This window comes from Vibrio sp. B172a, assembly GCF_030248355.1.
GTDB lineage: Bacteria > Pseudomonadota > Gammaproteobacteria > Enterobacterales > Vibrionaceae > Vibrio > Vibrio owensii.
Map to the genome: position 1 here is coordinate 57,548 of NZ_JAHGAC010000015.1, position 17,424 is coordinate 74,971.

A 17,424-nucleotide genomic window follows, 5' to 3' on the forward strand; every position below is an offset into this window, starting at 1 on the left:
TTTCATCCGATGGTGAAAAATTCACATGCGCCTCTTGCGGGTTTCATACAAAAAACTTTTCTTCCATCCAGTGCTTACATCAAACTCCTTACCTACAAACTAAATTTAAACACATCCATAGTTTGAGTAATATTTGTCACTAAACTGAGCAGCCTAAGAGCTGCTCTTTTAGTTCATCTAGATGGGTAATTTGAATAACACGCTCGTCATCGACTAAGTTAATCGGTGCGCCGTTGTATAGTTGTACGGTTTTTATGCCAGCGTTAAGCCCTGCTTCAACGCCTTTAGGTGTATCATCAATGTACAAGCAATCACTTGGTAAAAAGCCCATATTCATCGCGCTGTACATGATCAAGTCTGGTTCGGGCTTCCAGCTGTTCGCGTCAAATGCAGAAAACACTTTGCCTTTGAACGCATCAAGCAACCCCGTCAACTCAAGTGAGTATTCGATTTTGTCTTTTGGTCCATTAGACGCCACGCAATACTCAATATTGTGCGAATCTAAAAAGTGGATAAGTCGTTTCGCACCGTCCATTGGCTTTAAATGACGGACAAACAGTTTCTGTAACTCGTCACGGTATTGTGGCTCTAGCACATCAATCGGAACATTTAAGTTCATCAACTCTTTAGCATCGCGAAGGATATCCGCAAGCTTACCGCCTCTGAAGTGCTCTACGCATTCACTAAAACTCATCTCTGCACCGTATTGGCCAAAGACGTTCACTAAGGCCTGACAACACAGGCGTTCACTGTCTACTAGCGTGCCATCACAATCAAAGATGACACATTTAATATTGTTAATAGCCATACGCCCTTCCCCCCGACGCTGAATATCTTAAAGACTTTAGCTGACCAATTTATTTGGCCTTATTGACTTATTTATTTGTACTAAATATGTATCAACATGATAGGTAAGTTTAGAAATGTTTAAACGACAGACTTGGCATTTCGTAGAAATGAGAAAGAGGAATTAATGATTTTCTAAGCGAGATCACCGAATGAAGCCCCTAAATTAAGAAATATGAAACTTCACTCGATACAAAAGGAAAGGGTTAAACTTCGGAATCTGGATATAAATAACGCACTTCTATAAAGTCGTCCAAATTATCCAATAGAAGTTGGCTCAGCGTTGGATCAAAGTGTTTGCCTTTTTCACGCGTAAACAGATCCACAACTTCTTCAACCCTCCAAGCACGCTTATAACAGCGTTCACTCAGTAAGGCGTCAAACACATCGGCAATCGCCACAATGCGTGCAAAGAGATGAATCTCCTCTCCTTTTAGGCCATTCGGATAACCAGTACCGTCCCAACGCTCATGGTGTTCATGAGCAACAATGGCGGCTAACTTAGTGATTTCGCCTTCACGGTTGTTCAGCAATTCATAACCTTTCACCGTATGGCGCTTCATGATTTCCCATTCAGCCTCATCTAACTTGCCACTTTTGTCCAAGATAGATTCAGGAACCGAAATCTTACCAACGTCATGCATTGGGCTGATGACTTCAATCATCTCAACTTCACGATGGCTTAACCCGCAAAACTCAGCCAAGGTCGCAGACAATCTAGCAACACGTTTAACGTGCTGTCCTGTCTCACCAGAGCGCGATTCAATCGCCTCGCCAAGAACGTGAATCATCTCCTTTTGAACGCTCAAGGTGCGCTTTTGTAAGGTCACTATCTTGCGGTTTTTCTGATCGATCACCTTACGCTGGCGAATGGTCATAAACTGGCTAACAATCACCAAAGAAAGCAGAACTATCAGCGCACAAGCAAAGAGCAACAGTTTGATATTAACTTTTACTGCAGGAGGTGGTGCATTGATAATGTGGGCTGACTTTGGAATGTCGTAGCGACTGATACCATATTTCTGAATGGCCACGAAATCTAAAACGGCTTCTGAAATCAATTCATTCTCGGTTTTGGTCATCGATAGCCCCAACTTAGCAGCCATTAGCTCTGCGGCTTCGTGACCATATTGCTTCGAACGATTTAAGAATCCCCCCAAGATACCCGGTTCTTCTAAGTACATTTCCCACAAAACAAACACAGGCGCAACACTTTTAGCGCCAATAACGTGTGCCACTTCTTGGTAAGAATGGTAATGGCCTTGTTCCGCTTCTGTGTTGAAATGAGTCAGCAGCACGGCATCATTTGGGTTGATTTTCGAGAGCCTATCTGCAGCTTCAGCCAAAGGTTCATCCCGAAGCTCAATCAAATTGATTTGAGGAAACTTCTTCATCTCTTCTACAACACGAGCATGAACCAGTTCCGATGTCATGCTTCTGTCGGCGAGATAATACAAGTTCTTTATCTGAGGACGTAGCTTAATGATAAGTTTAATGTTTTCGGTAACTTTATCTTGTTCATACAAGATACTACCGGAAGTGCTTAAAGAGTCTAACGTCGCTTGTGTGTTATTGATGCCAACGGCCACCAAAGGCACAGCGCGCTCGTCGTTTGGTAAATAACGTTTAGAAAATTCTAATGCTGCGTCATCCGAGATGATGATGCCGTCAAACTTGTAGTTTTGATATTTGAGCTGCAGATAGTTGGCCATGTTTTGAAAATAGCCATCTGAATGCACGCGCTTAGCGTCTAGGTATTCGATCGATAGTTTGACTTCGCTGTTGGTTTGCTCAAAGCCCTCTTCGACACCACGTTGAATGTCATTGGTCCATTGGTATGAAGGCTCATACGAATGTAAAACCAGTACTTTTTTGATTTCCCAATCCGTTTGGTCAGCATTGACTGCGGCCGTCCCTAGGCATAAAAATAGAGCCAATAAACGCGTCAAACGCATAACCATGTGTCGCCCAGCCGAGAAAGAATGTTGTTGCACATATTAAATGCCAAATCCCCAACTGGGACCGACATTGATCAATTTTCTACGACTATTGTTTCACACAACTTTTGATCGTCGTTCAATTTTTTCGCCAAATCACACACAAACTGCGATTTATCCAAGTTTTGAGAAACGGTAATGTCAGAAACAAGTGTGTTGCCTTCATATTGGCTAACAATTGCAGCAGCTACAGCCTCGCCTTCTTTAAAACCGACATAAAGCTCAAACTCAGGCGTCAAAATGATCTGAGTTAAGTATTCGACGATCATTTCTTGCTCGTGCTTATCCGACCAACGTTGTGACTGTAGAATCGAAAACATCACGGTAAGCCTATGAAAATCAACAAGGAAGATGTCATCCCCTGTTAACTCTTGCCCGTTTTCTAAAAGCGTAGTTTTATCGACAGCATCGTAGGTTAAAGCGTCGAGCATTCGAGTATAGATGGCTCGCCCTTCAATGCTTTCTTTAGTAGGAAATTCGACTTCTACTAAATCATGCAACCACGCATTTTTTCTGTTGATGCTTTCTAATTGTTGTTGGTTCATTTTCTTACCTTAAGCGCTGCAAGCCTAGTGTTTTACAGCGAATGAAAAACAGGACTTTGATTAGAAATGTAGGCGTCATCTGTTCTGGAGCGGTACATTAGCATGAAGCCTCTTACAAACCTAGCTAAACTCCTGAGGTAACGCCAAATTTTGTTTTAAGTGTGTGCGTCTGATAAATTGAACTAATAAATTAGCCTAATTAAGGGATGAAAAATGAAGAAAAGCTTGCTTGCTTTGGGTTTGGTAACCGTTCTGGCTGGGTGTAGTGATAATGAAGTGGGTGACGTATCACTGGGCATGTTCACAATGAAAGACATCAAAATCGGCCACCTACAAGACGAAGTCGTGACGGGTGTAACCTGTCATATTGCTTCTATCGAGGCGAATTTAAGCCTGTCTGATCCAAGTGACAGTTCTATTTCATGTCGTCAAACAGGTGACATCACGCCAGAGATGATTGCTAAGATTGATAAAAGCAAATCTGGTGAAGTCGTCTTCAAGAAGTCAAAAAGCATCTTCTTCAAGACCATGAAAGTACGTCGCATCTACGATCCAGAAAACCAAACGCTACTTTACTTGTCTTACACAACCAAAGAGACGGAAGGCAGTTTCAAACATAGCTTATCGACTGTTCCTCTATATGGCACAAAAGCTTATGTAGAACCGACTGTAACTCCTACAAATTAACCCCAATTTGTGTGTAAAAACAGCAGCCCGTTGAATTTTTCAGCGGGCAAATTTCTTTGCAAGAAAACGGAACGATTTTCAAAATTTTGTGATACAATCCCGCCTCTTTTTTCTCACTCAAGAACAAGCATGAAGTTTCCTGGTCAGCGAAAATCTAAACACTACTTTCCAACTCACGCTCGAGATCCATTAGTAAACCAAATTCGACAAGCACCGAAATTGTACCGCCCGACGGTCGTTGGTGTGGGTCAAACCATCGTAGATATCGAAGCGCGCGTAGATGATGCGTTTTTAGAAAAATACAACCTAAGTAAAGGACATTCTCTCGTTCTTGAAGAGAGCAAAGCGGACGCACTGTACGAAGAGCTAGTAGAACAAGGTCTGATTACTCACCAGTACCCAGGTGACACTATCGGTAACACACTTCATAACTACTCCGTACTTGCGGACAGCAAATCAGTGCTACTTGGTGTTATGTCAAAGAACATTCAAGTTGGTTCTTTCGCTTACCGTTACCTATGCCGTACCTCTTCTCGTATGAACCTAAACCACCTACAAACCGTAGATGGTCCAATTGGTCGCTGTTACACGCTGATCACTCACGATGGCGAACGTACTTTCGCGATCAACGAAGGTCACATGAACAAACTCTCTCCAGAGAGCATTCCAGAAGAAGTATTTACCAAAGCATCTGCTCTGGTTGTATCTTCTTACCTAATGCGTGGTAAAGAAGAAGATCAAATGCCTCAAGCCGTTCAACGTGCGATTGAGTTTGCTAAGAAGCACGAGGTCCCTGTAGTACTGACACTTGGTACTAAGTATGTGATCGAAGGCAACGCTGAATGGTGGCAAGAGTACATTCGCGATAACGTATCTGTTGTTGCAATGAACGAAGAAGAAGGCGCAGCACTGACTGGCGAAGGCGATCCACTTGCAGCAGCGAATAAAGCGCTGGAATGGGTAGACCTAGTTCTTTGTACTGCAGGTCCCGACGGTCTTTACATGGCGGGGTACACTGATGAGAAAGTGAAACGCGAAACGACGCACGATATTCTTGAAGGCTCGATTGAAGAGTTCAACAAGTTTGAGTTCAGCCGTGCAATGCGTAAAGACGATTGCCAGAACCCAATGAAAGTGTACTCACACATTGGCCCTTACCTTGGTGGTCCACTTGAGATCAAGAACACCAACGGTGCAGGTGATGCAGCATTGTCAGCGCTTCTACACGACATGGCAGCGAACTCGTTCCACCATAAAGAAGTGCCAAACTCTGAAAAACACGAAGTACGCTGCCTAACTTACTCTTCTCTATCTCAGATCTGTAAGTACGCAAACCGTGTAAGCTACGAGGTGTTAACTCAGCACTCTCCTCGCCTATCACGTGCACTACCAGAGCGTGAAGATAGCCTAGAAGAAACCTACTGGGATCGCTAAGAACCAAGTACTTAGAGCAATAAATATGCGAAGGTCACCATTTGGTGGCCTTTTTGTTTTGATCTAGCGCAGTAATTAGTGGTTTTTGTTATGATGTAGCACGCTAAGGCGCACGAACTGCTTTACACCTCGTTTTTTACCAGTATTATTCTCGCGCAAACGTTTGCGCAACACCTGCTAAGTCTTTTGCTTGCTTGATGTTGAACGCCACGTGTTAGCCATTTTTTTGGAGTATCCATGCAGTCTGATATTGAAATTTGCCGAAACACACCGTTGTCTTCTATCGCTACCGTTGCTGCCAATGCCGGTCTTTTGCCACAAGAGTTCGATACACACGGAAAACACAAAGCTAAAGTTCATCCCCAATGTCTTGATCGCTTAAACGCAAATCAAGACGGCAAGTTGGTGTTGGTCACTGCAATTACACCTACCCCTCTGGGTGAAGGTAAAACCGTAACCACAATCGGCCTTTCTCAAGGTTTATCTAAGATCAACCAATCTGTAATGGCGTGTATCCGTCAACCATCAATGGGGCCAGTCTTTGGTGTCAAAGGTGGCGCTGCAGGTGGTGGTTATTCCCAAGTTGCACCAATGGATGAGTTAAACTTACATCTCACTGGTGATATTCATGCGGTAACAGCGGCACATAACTTGGCCTCTGCCGCATTAGATGCTCGCCTTTATCATGAACAACGTGAGGGCTACGAGGCATTCGAAACTCGCACTGGCTTAAAAGCGCTAAAGATCGACGTCGAAAAAATCACTTGGAAACGCGTGATGGACCATAACGACCGTGCACTACGCATGGTTAAGATTGGTCTAAATGAGGAAGGCAAAACCATCAACGGCTTTGAGCGCGAAGAAGGTTTTGATATATCTGCCGCTTCTGAGCTAATGGCGATCCTCGCTTTAGCTAAAGACTTAAAAGATCTGCGTCAACGCATTGGCCGTATCGTCGTGGCTTACAACTTAGACGGCCTTCCAGTGACAACTGAAGACTTACAAGTTGCCGGAGCAATGGCTGTCACCCTAAAAGAAACCATTGCCCCTACTTTGATGCAAACACTAGAAGGTGTGCCAACCCTTATCCACGCGGGTCCATTTGCGAACATCGCTCACGGTAACTCTTCTATCATCGCAGACCAAATTGCACTAAAACTCTCTAGTTACGTTGTCACTGAAGCGGGTTTTGGCTCAGACATGGGATTCGAGAAAGCGTGTAACATCAAAGCGTCTGCAGCGGGTCGTGCACCAGATTGTGTGGTGATTGTCGCTACGTTACGTGGTTTAAAAGCAAACTCAGGTCACTATGATCTGCGCCCAGGTATGGCCATTCCGGATTCAATTTTTAATCCAGACCAAGCGGCACTTGAAGCAGGGTTTGAAAACTTAAAGTGGCACATTAACAATGTCCATAAGTACGGTATCCCAGCCGTGGTTGCTATTAACCAGTTCCCGCAAGATTCTCAGAAAGAATTGGCAGCGCTTAAGGCTTTGATTCACGAATTTAACCCAGAAGTGAAGGTGGCCGTCAGTACAGCATTTGGTCAAGGTGGTGAAGGAGCCGTAGAACTAGCGCAACACGTTGTTGAAACGTGTGAACAAGCTTCTGATTTCCGCCCTCTTTACCGCAAAGAGCAAACTCTAAAAGAGAAACTCATGGCCGTTTGCGAAGCGGGTTACGGCGCTGCAAACATTGAAATGAGTGAACTCGCGACACAACAGCTAAAGCACTTTGAACAATTGGGCTTTGATGAACTAGCGGTATGCATTGCGAAAACGCCGCTCTCCATAACCACTGATTCAGCTGTAAAAGGAGCGCCAAGTGGCTTTAGCGTTCCTATCCGTGAGCTACGTTTATGTGCAGGTGCGGGTTTTGTTTACGCGCTTTCAGGTAATGTTATGACCATGCCTGGTTTACCGGATAAACCCGCATTCATGAATCTCGATCTAGACGATCAAGGCAATATTATCGGCCTTTCATAGCGTTAAACGTTTATATCAAACAAACAGGAGCCATCGTGCTCCTGTTTTCATTTTAAATAACCGCTAATTTATTGTTTTTATAACCCTTTACACTGTAAACTGAAACCACAAAATTAAAGTATTTACTTTATTTCACCAATTCGGTGCAGCAACAATTTCCTCACTCCCTAATATAGTGCAATAAATAATACCCCACCTCTAAAGGGCATTGATTTTATTAACAAAATCCAATGGCTCGAATCTTGTACTACGTTATATAGCACTACCATTTATAAGTTCAAAGGACACTCAACAACGTCACTCGAAAGCCACCAGCAGTTGGCTAACTCCTCAGGCTTTAAGTTGCTTTCGATGTACGTAACATAAGGGAAAGGGAACATTATGCAAGACGCACTCGCAGTAATCTTAGCTGGCGGTATGGGATCAAGGTTGACCCCTCTTACCGATGATAGAGCCAAACCAGCCGTCCCATTTGGCGGTAAATATCGCATCATTGATTTCACGCTAACTAATTGTCTTCATTCAGGTTTAAGAAAGATATTAGTGTTAACTCAATACAAATCGCACTCGCTACAAAAGCACTTGCGAGATGGTTGGTCGATCTTCAATCCCGAACTTGGTGAATACATCACTGCAGTTCCACCTCAAATGCGCAAAGGTGGTGCATGGTATGAAGGCACAGCAGATGCCATTTACCACAACATGTGGCTATTATCTCGAAACGACGCCAAGTATGTCGTCGTTCTGTCCGGTGACCACATTTATCGCATGGACTACGCAGCAATGCTGGAAGAGCACAAAGAAAACGGCGCGAAGTTAACGGTCGCATGTATGGATGTGCCTGTCGAAGAAGCAACTACGTTTGGCGTAATGGGGATTAAAGAGAACGGTTTAGTCGAGTCCTTTGTAGAGAAGCCTAAGAACCCACCTACTCTTCCTAACGACCCAACGCAGAGTCTAGCGTCTATGGGGATTTACATCTTCGATATGGACGTTTTGCAAGAAGCGCTCGAAGAGGACGCAAAACTCGAAGATTCAAGTCACGACTTTGGCAAAGACATCATTCCAAAACTCATCGATTCTCAATCGGTTTATGCTTACAAATTCTGTGGTAGTAAAGGACGTGTAGACAAAGACTGTTACTGGCGCGATGTCGGTACCATAGATTCTTTCTATGAAGCCAATATGGACTTGTTAGAACCCGTCCCACCAATGAACTTATACCAACCAAACTGGGCGATTCGTACTTATGAAGCTCAGTTTCCACCAGCAAGAACGGTATCTTCTGCGACTGGTAATGAAGGGATTTTCATTAATTCCATCATTGCAAACGGCGTAATCAACTCAGGCGGTTCAGTTCAGCACTCGGTTATTGCATCGAATGTGCGTATCCATGATAGCGCGACAGTAGTCGACAGTATTATCTTTGACGATGTCGAAGTTGGTGAAGGTTGTCAGCTGATAAGTTGTATCATCGATAAACATGTTCGCATCCCGCCGCACACTCAAATCGGCATGAACAAAATTGAAGATGCAAAACGATTCCATGTGTCAGAAAAAGGCATTGTCGTGATTCCAGAAGGCTACGAGTTCTAACCTTTGCACTTAGCTATTCGTCATAACAACACCCAACACCCCACCAAATAAAAAGCGCGCGATTTGAATCGCGCGCTTTTAATGTCCAACTAATCTGGATTAGACATTACATACTGTAGACCAGCTACCATCACTACCCGGCTCTGATGCAGTCCACCAGTTTGCTTGATATACCACACCATTGTGAATCACTTTATCACCTTGATTAGCGTGGCTTGGGTTACCTTGCCAATCTGTTTGCGGAAGATCTGGGTAAGTAACTAGACCCGTAGTATCACATGTACCCGGCTCAGTACCACCGCCGCCGCCAGTACCAGAGTTTAGGTCACCAATTGGCAGGTCTGGTTGTTCAAACTTGAACGCAAACTCTTTACCGCCAGAAATTACCGTGTAGTTAGCTGGGCCAGAGATTGGTAGGTAGTAAACCATATCAAGTTCGTAAGTGCCGCCCGCAGGTAGGTCTTTCCATGCTGGTAGCGAGAAAGATACGCGGTGCATTACGCCATCCAAACCACCAATGTTGTTCGCACGAGTATGACCAGAAGCAATCACACTTAGACCGCCGCCAGACTGATCTTTCGCGTTATCTGGTGCAGATACTGGAATATCAAACTGGAATTCTGTACCACCAGGAATCGCTTGACCCGTGTTGTTTGTGAACGTGATCTTAGGGTTGATTGGGTAGTTTTGGTCACCGACTTTGAAGCCACCAACACTCACTGCAATGTCTACTGCTTCCGTTGGAATAGCACCAGTTGCGATCTTGTTACCGTAAGGCGTTGCAGACTTAAACTTGTCGTAAATCGCTTTAGTCATAGTGTTACCCATGTGGTATTCACCATTACCCGCAGCACAAGCTTGTTCTGTTGCATCAATCGTCGTACGGTTGCCGTTCGCGTCTAGTACGTAACAGTTATAGTCACCTGCTAGCTCCCAGAACATGATGCCGCCGATTTCTTTGTCGATAACATAGTCCGCTTTCACTTCAACAGATGCTTTGTCTTCTGTTGATAAGAATACGCTCTTCTCTGCATTCCATAGCCAAGGGGCTACAGCAACATCATCGTAATGACGCGTGTAAGAACCGACAAACTTATCGGAAGGATCATTTACAGGGTCAAGACCGTAAGCTTGAGCGTAAGAACCCCAAATGCCCTTTTCTAGGTTCTTCGCGTGCCACATTGGGTTTGAACCTGCGCCCATTTCGTTGCCTTTAGGGTCAGTATCATGCCACATGTTATCGATACCGATAGCGCCGTGACCACAGTTGTTCTTCTCACCTTCACCAGTACCCGGTGCACACTCTGATTGATTAGGAAGTGCCGCGCGACCCCATAGACCGTTATCACCACCAGTTACACCTTGCCAACCACGAGTATAGTATGGAACACCAATGTTAATACGACCTGCCGGCATAGAACCACGGAAGTAATGGTAAGCCCAGTCAGTGTTCAAGTAACCAATACCGCCGTAAGCAGTCGTGCCGTACACGTTCCATTGAGCAAGCTCAGAGTCTTTACCCGTATCGAACAATGCCGCGTTGTGACCAACGTGGTCGTTCCAAGCACCATGCAAATCGTAAGTCATGATGTTCACGTAATCGAGGTACTTAGTGACGTCGAACGTTTCCATACCACGCAATAGGTAACCTGAAGAAGGCGCTGCGATAGTCAGCATGTAGTGGATGCCATCTTGTGCAGACGCCGCATCCAATTTCTCACGCAGAACTTTCATTAGCTCTTGGTAAGAAGCCCATAGGTATGGACGACGCGGTTCCATAAAGTCTTTATCGTAAGGGTTACCAGCACCCGCCATTGATGTTGGGTACTCGTAGTCGATGTCTAGGCCGTCGAACTTGTAAGTACGCATCATTTCAACAGCAGACGTAGCAAACTTCTCGATACCCGCATGGTTAATAGAACCATCCGCGTTGGTCGTCATGGTATAGAAACCACCGTCAGCAACGCGGTTGCCATCAGCACCGAAGTGACCGCCTGTTTCTGCCCAACCACCAATTGAAATCAGTGTTTTAACGTCATGTTTTTGCTTGTAAGTTGCTAGTGCACCGAAGTGACCTTTAAAGCCAAGAGCTGGATCTACTTCTACGCCCGGCCAAGTTTTACCTGTTGCAGGGTTCGTTGGGTCTGTCACATCACCTACGTTTACTTTGCCGTCTGAACCAATACTGACGAACGCGTAGTTAATGTGTGTAAGTTGATCCCATGGAATGTCTTTTACTAAGTAAGCGGCTTGTGGGTCATCACCACTTCGCCAGCTAGTGAAGTAACCAATCACACGACGTGGGTGATCTGCACCCATTAACTCACGACCTTCTTCATCGTAAATTGTACAGTAAGGAACATCGACACCAGCCGTTTGGTATAGGCCGTCAGGACGACAGTTCGATGTAATTGCACCGCCATTTACTGTTAGAGATACAAGAGAAGAATCTGTTGTTGCGCCTGCGTCGTCTGTCGCTTTCGCGTAAATAGAAACACTGCCCGCTTGTGCTGGCGTGAAATCTACCGCGTAAGGGGCTGTTGTTGCTGTACCAACAAGAGAACCGGCAGCAAAGAATTCAACTTTCGCCACGGTACCATCCGCATCAGCGGCATTTGCTGTAACGGTAACCGTCGCGCCTAGTTCAACAGAAGTCGCTGAAAGAGCAACATCTACAGTCGGCGCTTCATTACCCGGTTGACCCGCGTTTACTGTTAGCGTTACGGCACTCGCAACACTCACAGCGTTTTTATCATCGTACGCTTTAGTCGAGAATTCGTGCGCACCTTCAGTCGCCGTCCATGAAGCAGTAAAAGGTGCTGCGGTAGAGGTACCGACCAATGCGCCATCAACAAAGAATTCAACCTTACTAATTGAACCATCCGTGTCAGCAGCGTCTGCAGCAAGATTTACAACATCTCCAGCAGTGATAGAAGCCGATGCACTAGGCGATGTTAATGTCACAGTCGGTACTTCATTAACTGGAGGATCTACTGGACCAGTGCCACTACAAGCACCTAGATTTTCCCACTCACCCCATTCACCTGCTTGCGCTGGATTATTGTTTTGAGTCCAGTAGCGCGCTTTATAAGCGTTACCTTCGTGCTGAACTTGGTCACCGCCGTTATAAACCTTCGACGAATCCCAAACTTCTAGAGGTGCACAATCAACCGCTGCATAGCTGTTGAAGGCCATTAGACAAGACGCAGTTAATGTACTGAGTGTAAAGGCACTCTTCACTGCTTTCCCACTTCTAAGGTGCATATTGCTCTTCCTTAAGTTATTGTTAATACAATACAAAATACGCTTAACTAACACGTATAGTTACTTTTGTTTCGACGTAAAATAACTTAAGTACAAGTGCAGCATTTCACACTATGTATTTATAAATTTTCAGCAGCACCTCTCAAGAATCCACTAAATGATTGCAACAATTAACACCTTATTTTGCACCAACAACTAATTTCATTACCCAAATAAATATGTCGATCGCAATTTATTAAAAAAGACAAAAAAAGTCCTACTTTTGAAATAAAGATCACTAAGCCTTTGTTGATCTGGGTGTTTCGTTGAAGTGTCGCTTGTACTCTCGGCTGAACTGTGATGGGCTGCTGTAACCCACAAGGCGCGCAGCATCGTTCACTCGGCGACCTTCTAACTGAATCAATTCACGTGCCTTGTTTAAACGCACCTTTTTGATGTATTGCAAAGGCGACTCTAGAGTCACACTCCTAAACGCTTGGTGGAATGCAGAGACACTCATGTTCGCTTCTTCCGCCAAGGTTTGTACATTGAGTTGTTCGTGGTATTCCTGATGAACGCGGTTTAGTGCTTTTGCCACCCTCGCGTAAGAACCTTCCTGGTGTGCGAGCTCAAACAGTACATGACCGGATTCGCTCACCAGCGTACGATACACAATTTCTTCTAACAGCATGTCACCGAGCATTGCGACTTCAAGATCGCTGCATAATGCCGTCATAAGACGCTTGCACGCATCCAACATTTGGTCGTTCATGCGTACCGATTTCAACCCACAGCGAGTGTCATCCTCACAAACATTACTGAATCGTTGTGATTCTAACTTCTTGACCAGCTTTTGCAGCATGGCGGGAGAAATGTCGATTGAGATGCCCAATAAAGGCTCATCGTCAACAGCAATCGCTTCACACTCAAGTGGCATGGGTACACCGACAACCAAATAGTCATCTGGGCCATAACGTACCGGTGTTTGGCCAATGTGAATGTTCTTGTAGCCTTGCCCCAAAACGATGATGCCAGACTGGTACACAAACGGTTGGCGATTGTTCCCTTTGCTACTGCGGTAGAACCATACCCCGTCAATGGCGGTTTCTTTGATGCCCTCTAAATCGTCTAAACCAAATTTAGTGGCGTATTGCTGCATGATCTCAGCAAGTGTCTTCATCTTGTCACTCCAATAGTTATGCACGCACTATACTTGGAGTTCTGATTACAGTTCCAGCATAAGAAACGCATATTTGTAGAAATAGGCAATAAATTTGCAGAAATCGGCCTACTCGTTCTCACAAACGCGTACTAATATGCATGTATTCACTCTCCTCACATTGGAAGCAAGAGGTCTAATAATGAACTTTTCATACGTCAACCCAACTCAAATCTTCTTCGGCCAAAGCCAAATCGCAGCAATCAAAGAAGCGATCCCTGCCGATCAAAAAGTGCTCGTTATCTACGGTGGTGGTTCTATTAAAAAGAACGGTGTATACGACCAAGTAGCACAAGCATTAGAAGGCCGTGAATGGCTTGAGTTTTCAGGTGTAGAGCCAAACCCAACAAAAGAGACGCTAGATAAAGCGGTTGCTATCGTAAAAGAGCAAAACGTTGATTTTATCCTAGCTGTTGGTGGTGGTTCAGTTATCGATGGTTCTAAATACGTTGCAGCATCTGCAAAATACGACGGTGACGGTTGGGACATCATGGTAGGCAAACATCAAGTAACAGAAGCAACACCGCTTGCTGCGATTCTTACTTTGCCTGCAACAGGTTCTGAGTCAAACATGGGCGCAGTAATCACTAAGAAAGAAACCCAAGACAAGTTGGCATTTCTAGCGCCTGCAGTTCAACCAAAATTTGCCGTGCTTGATCCAGACGTAATGAAGACTCTACCTGAGCGTCAGCTTATCAACGGCCTAGTTGATGCATGGGTACACGTATGTGAGCAGTACCTAACACTGCCAACTGGTGCAATGGTTCAAGACGGTTACGCAGAAGCGCTACTTAAAAACCTAAAAGTATTGGGTGATCAGTTCGCAGAACGTGATAACGACCAATGGCGTGCGAACCTAATGTGGACAGCAAACCAAGCATTGAACGGTCTAATCGGTAGCGGCGTTCCTCAAGATTGGGCAACGCACATGATTGGCCACGAGCTGACTGCACTATGGCACGTAGACCACGCTCGTTCACTAGCGATCATTCAACCATCTCTACTTCGTAACCAAATGGAATTCAAACGTCCTAAGCTTGAGCAAATGGGTCGTAACGTATTTGGCTTAGCAGAAGGTGAAGATTTGGCAGAACGCACAATCCAATCGATTGAAGCTTTCTACCATCAGCTAGAAGTCGCGACTCAACTTGAAGGTTACGGTGATGACCGTCAAGCAGCTATCGATGCTGTGATTGATCAACTGAACAAACACGGCATGACGGTTCTTGGCGAAAACCAAGCAATCGACCTAGAAAACAGCCGTAAAATTCTAGAACTTGCCGTTGCATAACGACTCGATCTATTAGATTATTGCCTTTTTTGACGGCATTGTGTCTACGCGGACACAATGCCGTTTTTTTATGTTAATTTAGCGCAACATTGACAACTCGATAAATATTGAACTTTTCTGCTAGAAAACTAACAAATAAGCGATGGTTCGATGTTGTTATGTAAGCCGATGACCAAAAACAAACCAAGTGCTTACTATTCGAAGTGTCATTTTTTAGCTTGCTCATAAAAAGATGAGCGTTTAGTCGTCTATTCAAGAGTTATTCGTATGTGGCTGATTGTCATAGCTTGTGCGTTCATACATATTATCAGTATTAAGACTGGCCCAAAGTGGCTGTTCTTTTTGACCAAACCGCTTCCAATCGTCGCCATGATTGGAATGCTACTCCTATCACCTTCAAATCATCTTCCCTACACTCAGTGGATCATCGCCGGTCTGTCAATTTCGCTTATCGGTGACTTAGTCATGATGCACCCGAAAGACAAGTTCATTCTCGGTATTAAGCTATTTTGCCTAGCATTAATTTGTTACGCCTTAGGCTTCATTAATATGGCAGCTTGGCACTTTACACCTTGGTTGCCTTTTGCCGTGTTCGGCGTCGGCCTCTGCGCTTATTTCTTCTTTAAACCCGATTTGGGGAAAGAGAAATGGTCAGTTGCCAGTTACATCTTCGTCCTCATGGCCATGTTGTGGATGTCGATGGAATACTATGCCAGTGGTAAAACCCAATCTTCCGCATTTGCAGTTTTAGGCAGCTTTGTCTTTACTTTATCCGGTGCGGTTTTGGCGTTTGAACGCTTCGGTGGCACGTCGATTTTCTCTCGACAAGTTGTCATGACCACCTACTATTCCGCCCAATATTTAATCACGATGTCCGTGTTCGCCATAGTGATCCGTTTCCTCTAAAACTGACTATATTATCGGTTAGTTTTATCACGAGTTATTTGCTCACCAGTTGGACAGTTTATGCTTGATTAACAGGTGCAATACGGTTAATAACTTGTTATTGTAGAAAGAAATTTATTCTAAAAGTTGGCAGCCTTGAAAGAGAAAAATATCGTTGTTGAGTTCAGCGGCGTAAACAAGTGGTATGGTGAATATCACGCCCTCAAAGACATTAATTTTTCAGTACATACCGGTGAAATCGTTGTTGTTTGTGGCCCTTCCGGTTCAGGTAAATCAACACTCATTCGTTGTATCAACCACTTAGAATCCATCCAAGAAGGTGAACTCAGCGTCTTCGAACAACCAGCCGATTCTAAAGCTCAAAAACCTGGCAAAGTCGGCATGGTGTTCCAGCACTTTCATCTGTTTCCACATCTTACCGTGTTAGAAAACCTCACTCTTGCTCCTATCCGCACGTTAAAGCTATCCAAACAAGAAGCCGAAGAACGTGCAATGCATTATCTCAAGCGCGTGAACATCGAAGAGCAAGCCAATAAGTATCCAATTCAACTTTCTGGGGGTCAGCAGCAACGTGTTGCTATCGCGCGTTCCCTTTGCATGGAACCCGATTTACTGCTGTTTGATGAACCGACTTCGGCGCTCGACCCTGAGATGATCAACGAAGTGCTAGACGTGATGGTGGAACTCGCACAAAGCGGCATGACCATGATTTGTGTGACGCACGAAATGGGCTTTGCTAAGAAAGTGGCGAATCGAGTGGTGTTTATGGACGAAGGTGAAATCATCGAGATGAACTCCCCAGTAGCCCTTTTCGAAACACCGCAGCATCCACGAACCCAAGCGTTTTTGAATCAGATTCTGAGCTACTAGCCTATGGTAATTCGAATCCTAAAACCTGTTTTACAAGCCATATTACAAATCGCCATTCTTTTGATAGCGATCGTGTGGGTTCTTGATTCCGGCGCACAAGCAATGGGGTACCAATGGCAGTGGGAACGCGTACCCGATTACATCGCCTTTTACGAAGATGGTGAGTGGTGGCCAGCAGAATTGGTCGATGGTCTTATCGTCACCTTAAAAATTTCGGCGATCAGTCTTTTCTTCACATTAGTGATAGGTTTCGTCACCGCACTCTTGCGACTCAGTAACTCCAAAGTTGGTAACGCGATCGGTACCGCTTATGTCGAGTTGATTCGCAATACCCCATTGCTGGTGCAAATCTACCTACTCTATTTCGTGTTTGGCCCGGTTATTGGGTTAGATAGATTCAGTACCGCTGTTTTAGCACTGTCACTATTCCAAGGTGCTTATACCGCAGAGATCTTCCGTGCAGGCTTAAACAGCATTCCAAAAGGTCAGTTTGAAGCAGCCAAAACCTTAGGCTTATCACCTTTGTTTGCCTACAAAGACGTGATTCTTCCGCAGGTACTTCAACGCACTCTACCACCGTTAACTAACGAAGTGGTGTCACTGATTAAGAACTCTTCAATCGTCAGTGTGATGGCGATATTCGACCTGACAACCGAGGCGAGAAACATCGTATCTGAGACGGCGATGCCGTTTGAGATTTGGTTTACTGTGGCAGCAATCTACCTTGCTCTCACATTATCACTTTCTGGCTTATCCGCTTGGCTAGAACACAAACTAGGAGCCAGTTGGCGCAAATTATAAGGA

13 protein-coding genes are annotated in these 17,424 nt (G+C 44.8%); 8 read left to right on the top strand and 5 right to left on the bottom strand.

Going from position 1 to position 17,424, the window contains the following annotated elements:
• Nucleotides 1–139 precede the first annotated feature (139 nt).
• From KIT90_RS16065 to KIT90_RS16075, 3 genes are all read right to left on the bottom strand, one after another.
• On the bottom strand, nt 140–808 hold the full coding sequence (locus tag KIT90_RS16065; RefSeq protein WP_285377511.1) for an HAD-IA family hydrolase: 669 nt from the start codon (nt 806–808) through the stop codon (nt 140–142).
• A 244-nt stretch (nt 809–1,052) separates the two neighbouring features.
• Nucleotides 1,053–2,807: an HD domain-containing phosphohydrolase gene (locus KIT90_RS16070; RefSeq protein WP_285377570.1), complete on the bottom strand. Its 1,755-nt coding sequence runs from the start codon at nt 2,805–2,807 to the stop codon at nt 1,053–1,055.
• Nucleotides 2,808–2,878: 71 nt separating this feature from the next.
• Nucleotides 2,879–3,388, bottom strand: a complete 510-nt coding sequence (locus tag KIT90_RS16075; RefSeq protein ID WP_039986342.1) for a hypothetical protein — start codon at nt 3,386–3,388, stop codon at nt 2,879–2,881.
• A gap of 213 nt (nt 3,389–3,601) precedes the next feature.
• Here KIT90_RS16075 and KIT90_RS16080 point away from each other — a divergent pair, with 213 nt between their 5' ends.
• The 4 genes from KIT90_RS16080 (at nt 3,602) to glgC (ending at nt 9,091) form a co-directional block, all read left to right on the top strand.
• Nucleotides 3,602–4,075, top strand: coding sequence for a CreA family protein (locus KIT90_RS16080; protein WP_005441905.1), 474 nt, complete (start codon nt 3,602–3,604; stop codon nt 4,073–4,075).
• A 129-nt stretch (nt 4,076–4,204) separates the two neighbouring features.
• A complete protein-coding gene (locus KIT90_RS16085; RefSeq protein ID WP_199483151.1) occupies nt 4,205–5,509 on the top strand; it encodes an inosine/guanosine kinase in 1,305 nt (434 codons plus the stop codon).
• Between the two features lie 237 nt (nt 5,510–5,746).
• Entirely contained in the window at nt 5,747–7,495 is a 1,749-nt protein-coding gene (locus KIT90_RS16090) for a formate--tetrahydrofolate ligase (protein WP_285377513.1), read from the top strand.
• Between the two features lie 381 nt (nt 7,496–7,876).
• The gene (gene glgC / locus KIT90_RS16095; protein ID WP_285377514.1) at nt 7,877–9,091 is read left to right on the top strand and encodes a glucose-1-phosphate adenylyltransferase; all 1,215 of its coding nucleotides are present in this window, start codon (nt 7,877–7,879) and stop codon (nt 9,089–9,091) included.
• Nucleotides 9,092–9,190: 99 nt separating this feature from the next.
• Here glgC and KIT90_RS16100 read toward each other — a convergent pair whose 3' ends face one another.
• Complete coding sequence (locus KIT90_RS16100; protein ID WP_285377515.1) at nt 9,191–12,355, bottom strand: chitinase C-terminal domain-containing protein; 3,165 nt, start codon at nt 12,353–12,355, stop codon at nt 9,191–9,193.
• 277 nt (nt 12,356–12,632) lie between these two features.
• Nucleotides 12,633–13,514 (bottom strand): AraC family transcriptional regulator, encoded by an 882-nt coding sequence (locus KIT90_RS16105; RefSeq protein WP_020197048.1) that lies wholly within the window; start codon nt 13,512–13,514, stop codon nt 12,633–12,635.
• A 181-nt stretch (nt 13,515–13,695) separates the two neighbouring features.
• On the opposite strand from KIT90_RS16105, the gene KIT90_RS16110 reads away from it, so the two are divergent.
• From KIT90_RS16110 to KIT90_RS16125, 4 genes are all read left to right on the top strand, one after another.
• Nucleotides 13,696–14,844, top strand: coding sequence for an iron-containing alcohol dehydrogenase (locus KIT90_RS16110; RefSeq protein ID WP_285377516.1), 1,149 nt, complete (start codon nt 13,696–13,698; stop codon nt 14,842–14,844).
• A 267-nt stretch (nt 14,845–15,111) separates the two neighbouring features.
• Nucleotides 15,112–15,750 carry a lysoplasmalogenase gene (locus tag KIT90_RS16115; RefSeq protein ID WP_009704482.1) on the top strand — a complete coding sequence of 213 codons (639 nt, stop codon included), beginning with the start codon at nt 15,112–15,114 and terminating at the stop codon, nt 15,748–15,750.
• Nucleotides 15,751–15,885: 135 nt separating this feature from the next.
• The gene (locus tag KIT90_RS16120) at nt 15,886–16,620 is read left to right on the top strand and encodes an amino acid ABC transporter ATP-binding protein (protein ID WP_009704483.1); all 735 of its coding nucleotides are present in this window, start codon (nt 15,886–15,888) and stop codon (nt 16,618–16,620) included.
• A 3-nt stretch (nt 16,621–16,623) separates the two neighbouring features.
• On the top strand, nt 16,624–17,421 hold the full coding sequence (locus KIT90_RS16125; RefSeq protein WP_009704484.1) for an amino acid ABC transporter permease: 798 nt from the start codon (nt 16,624–16,626) through the stop codon (nt 17,419–17,421).
• Nucleotides 17,422–17,424: the final 3 nt, after the last annotated feature.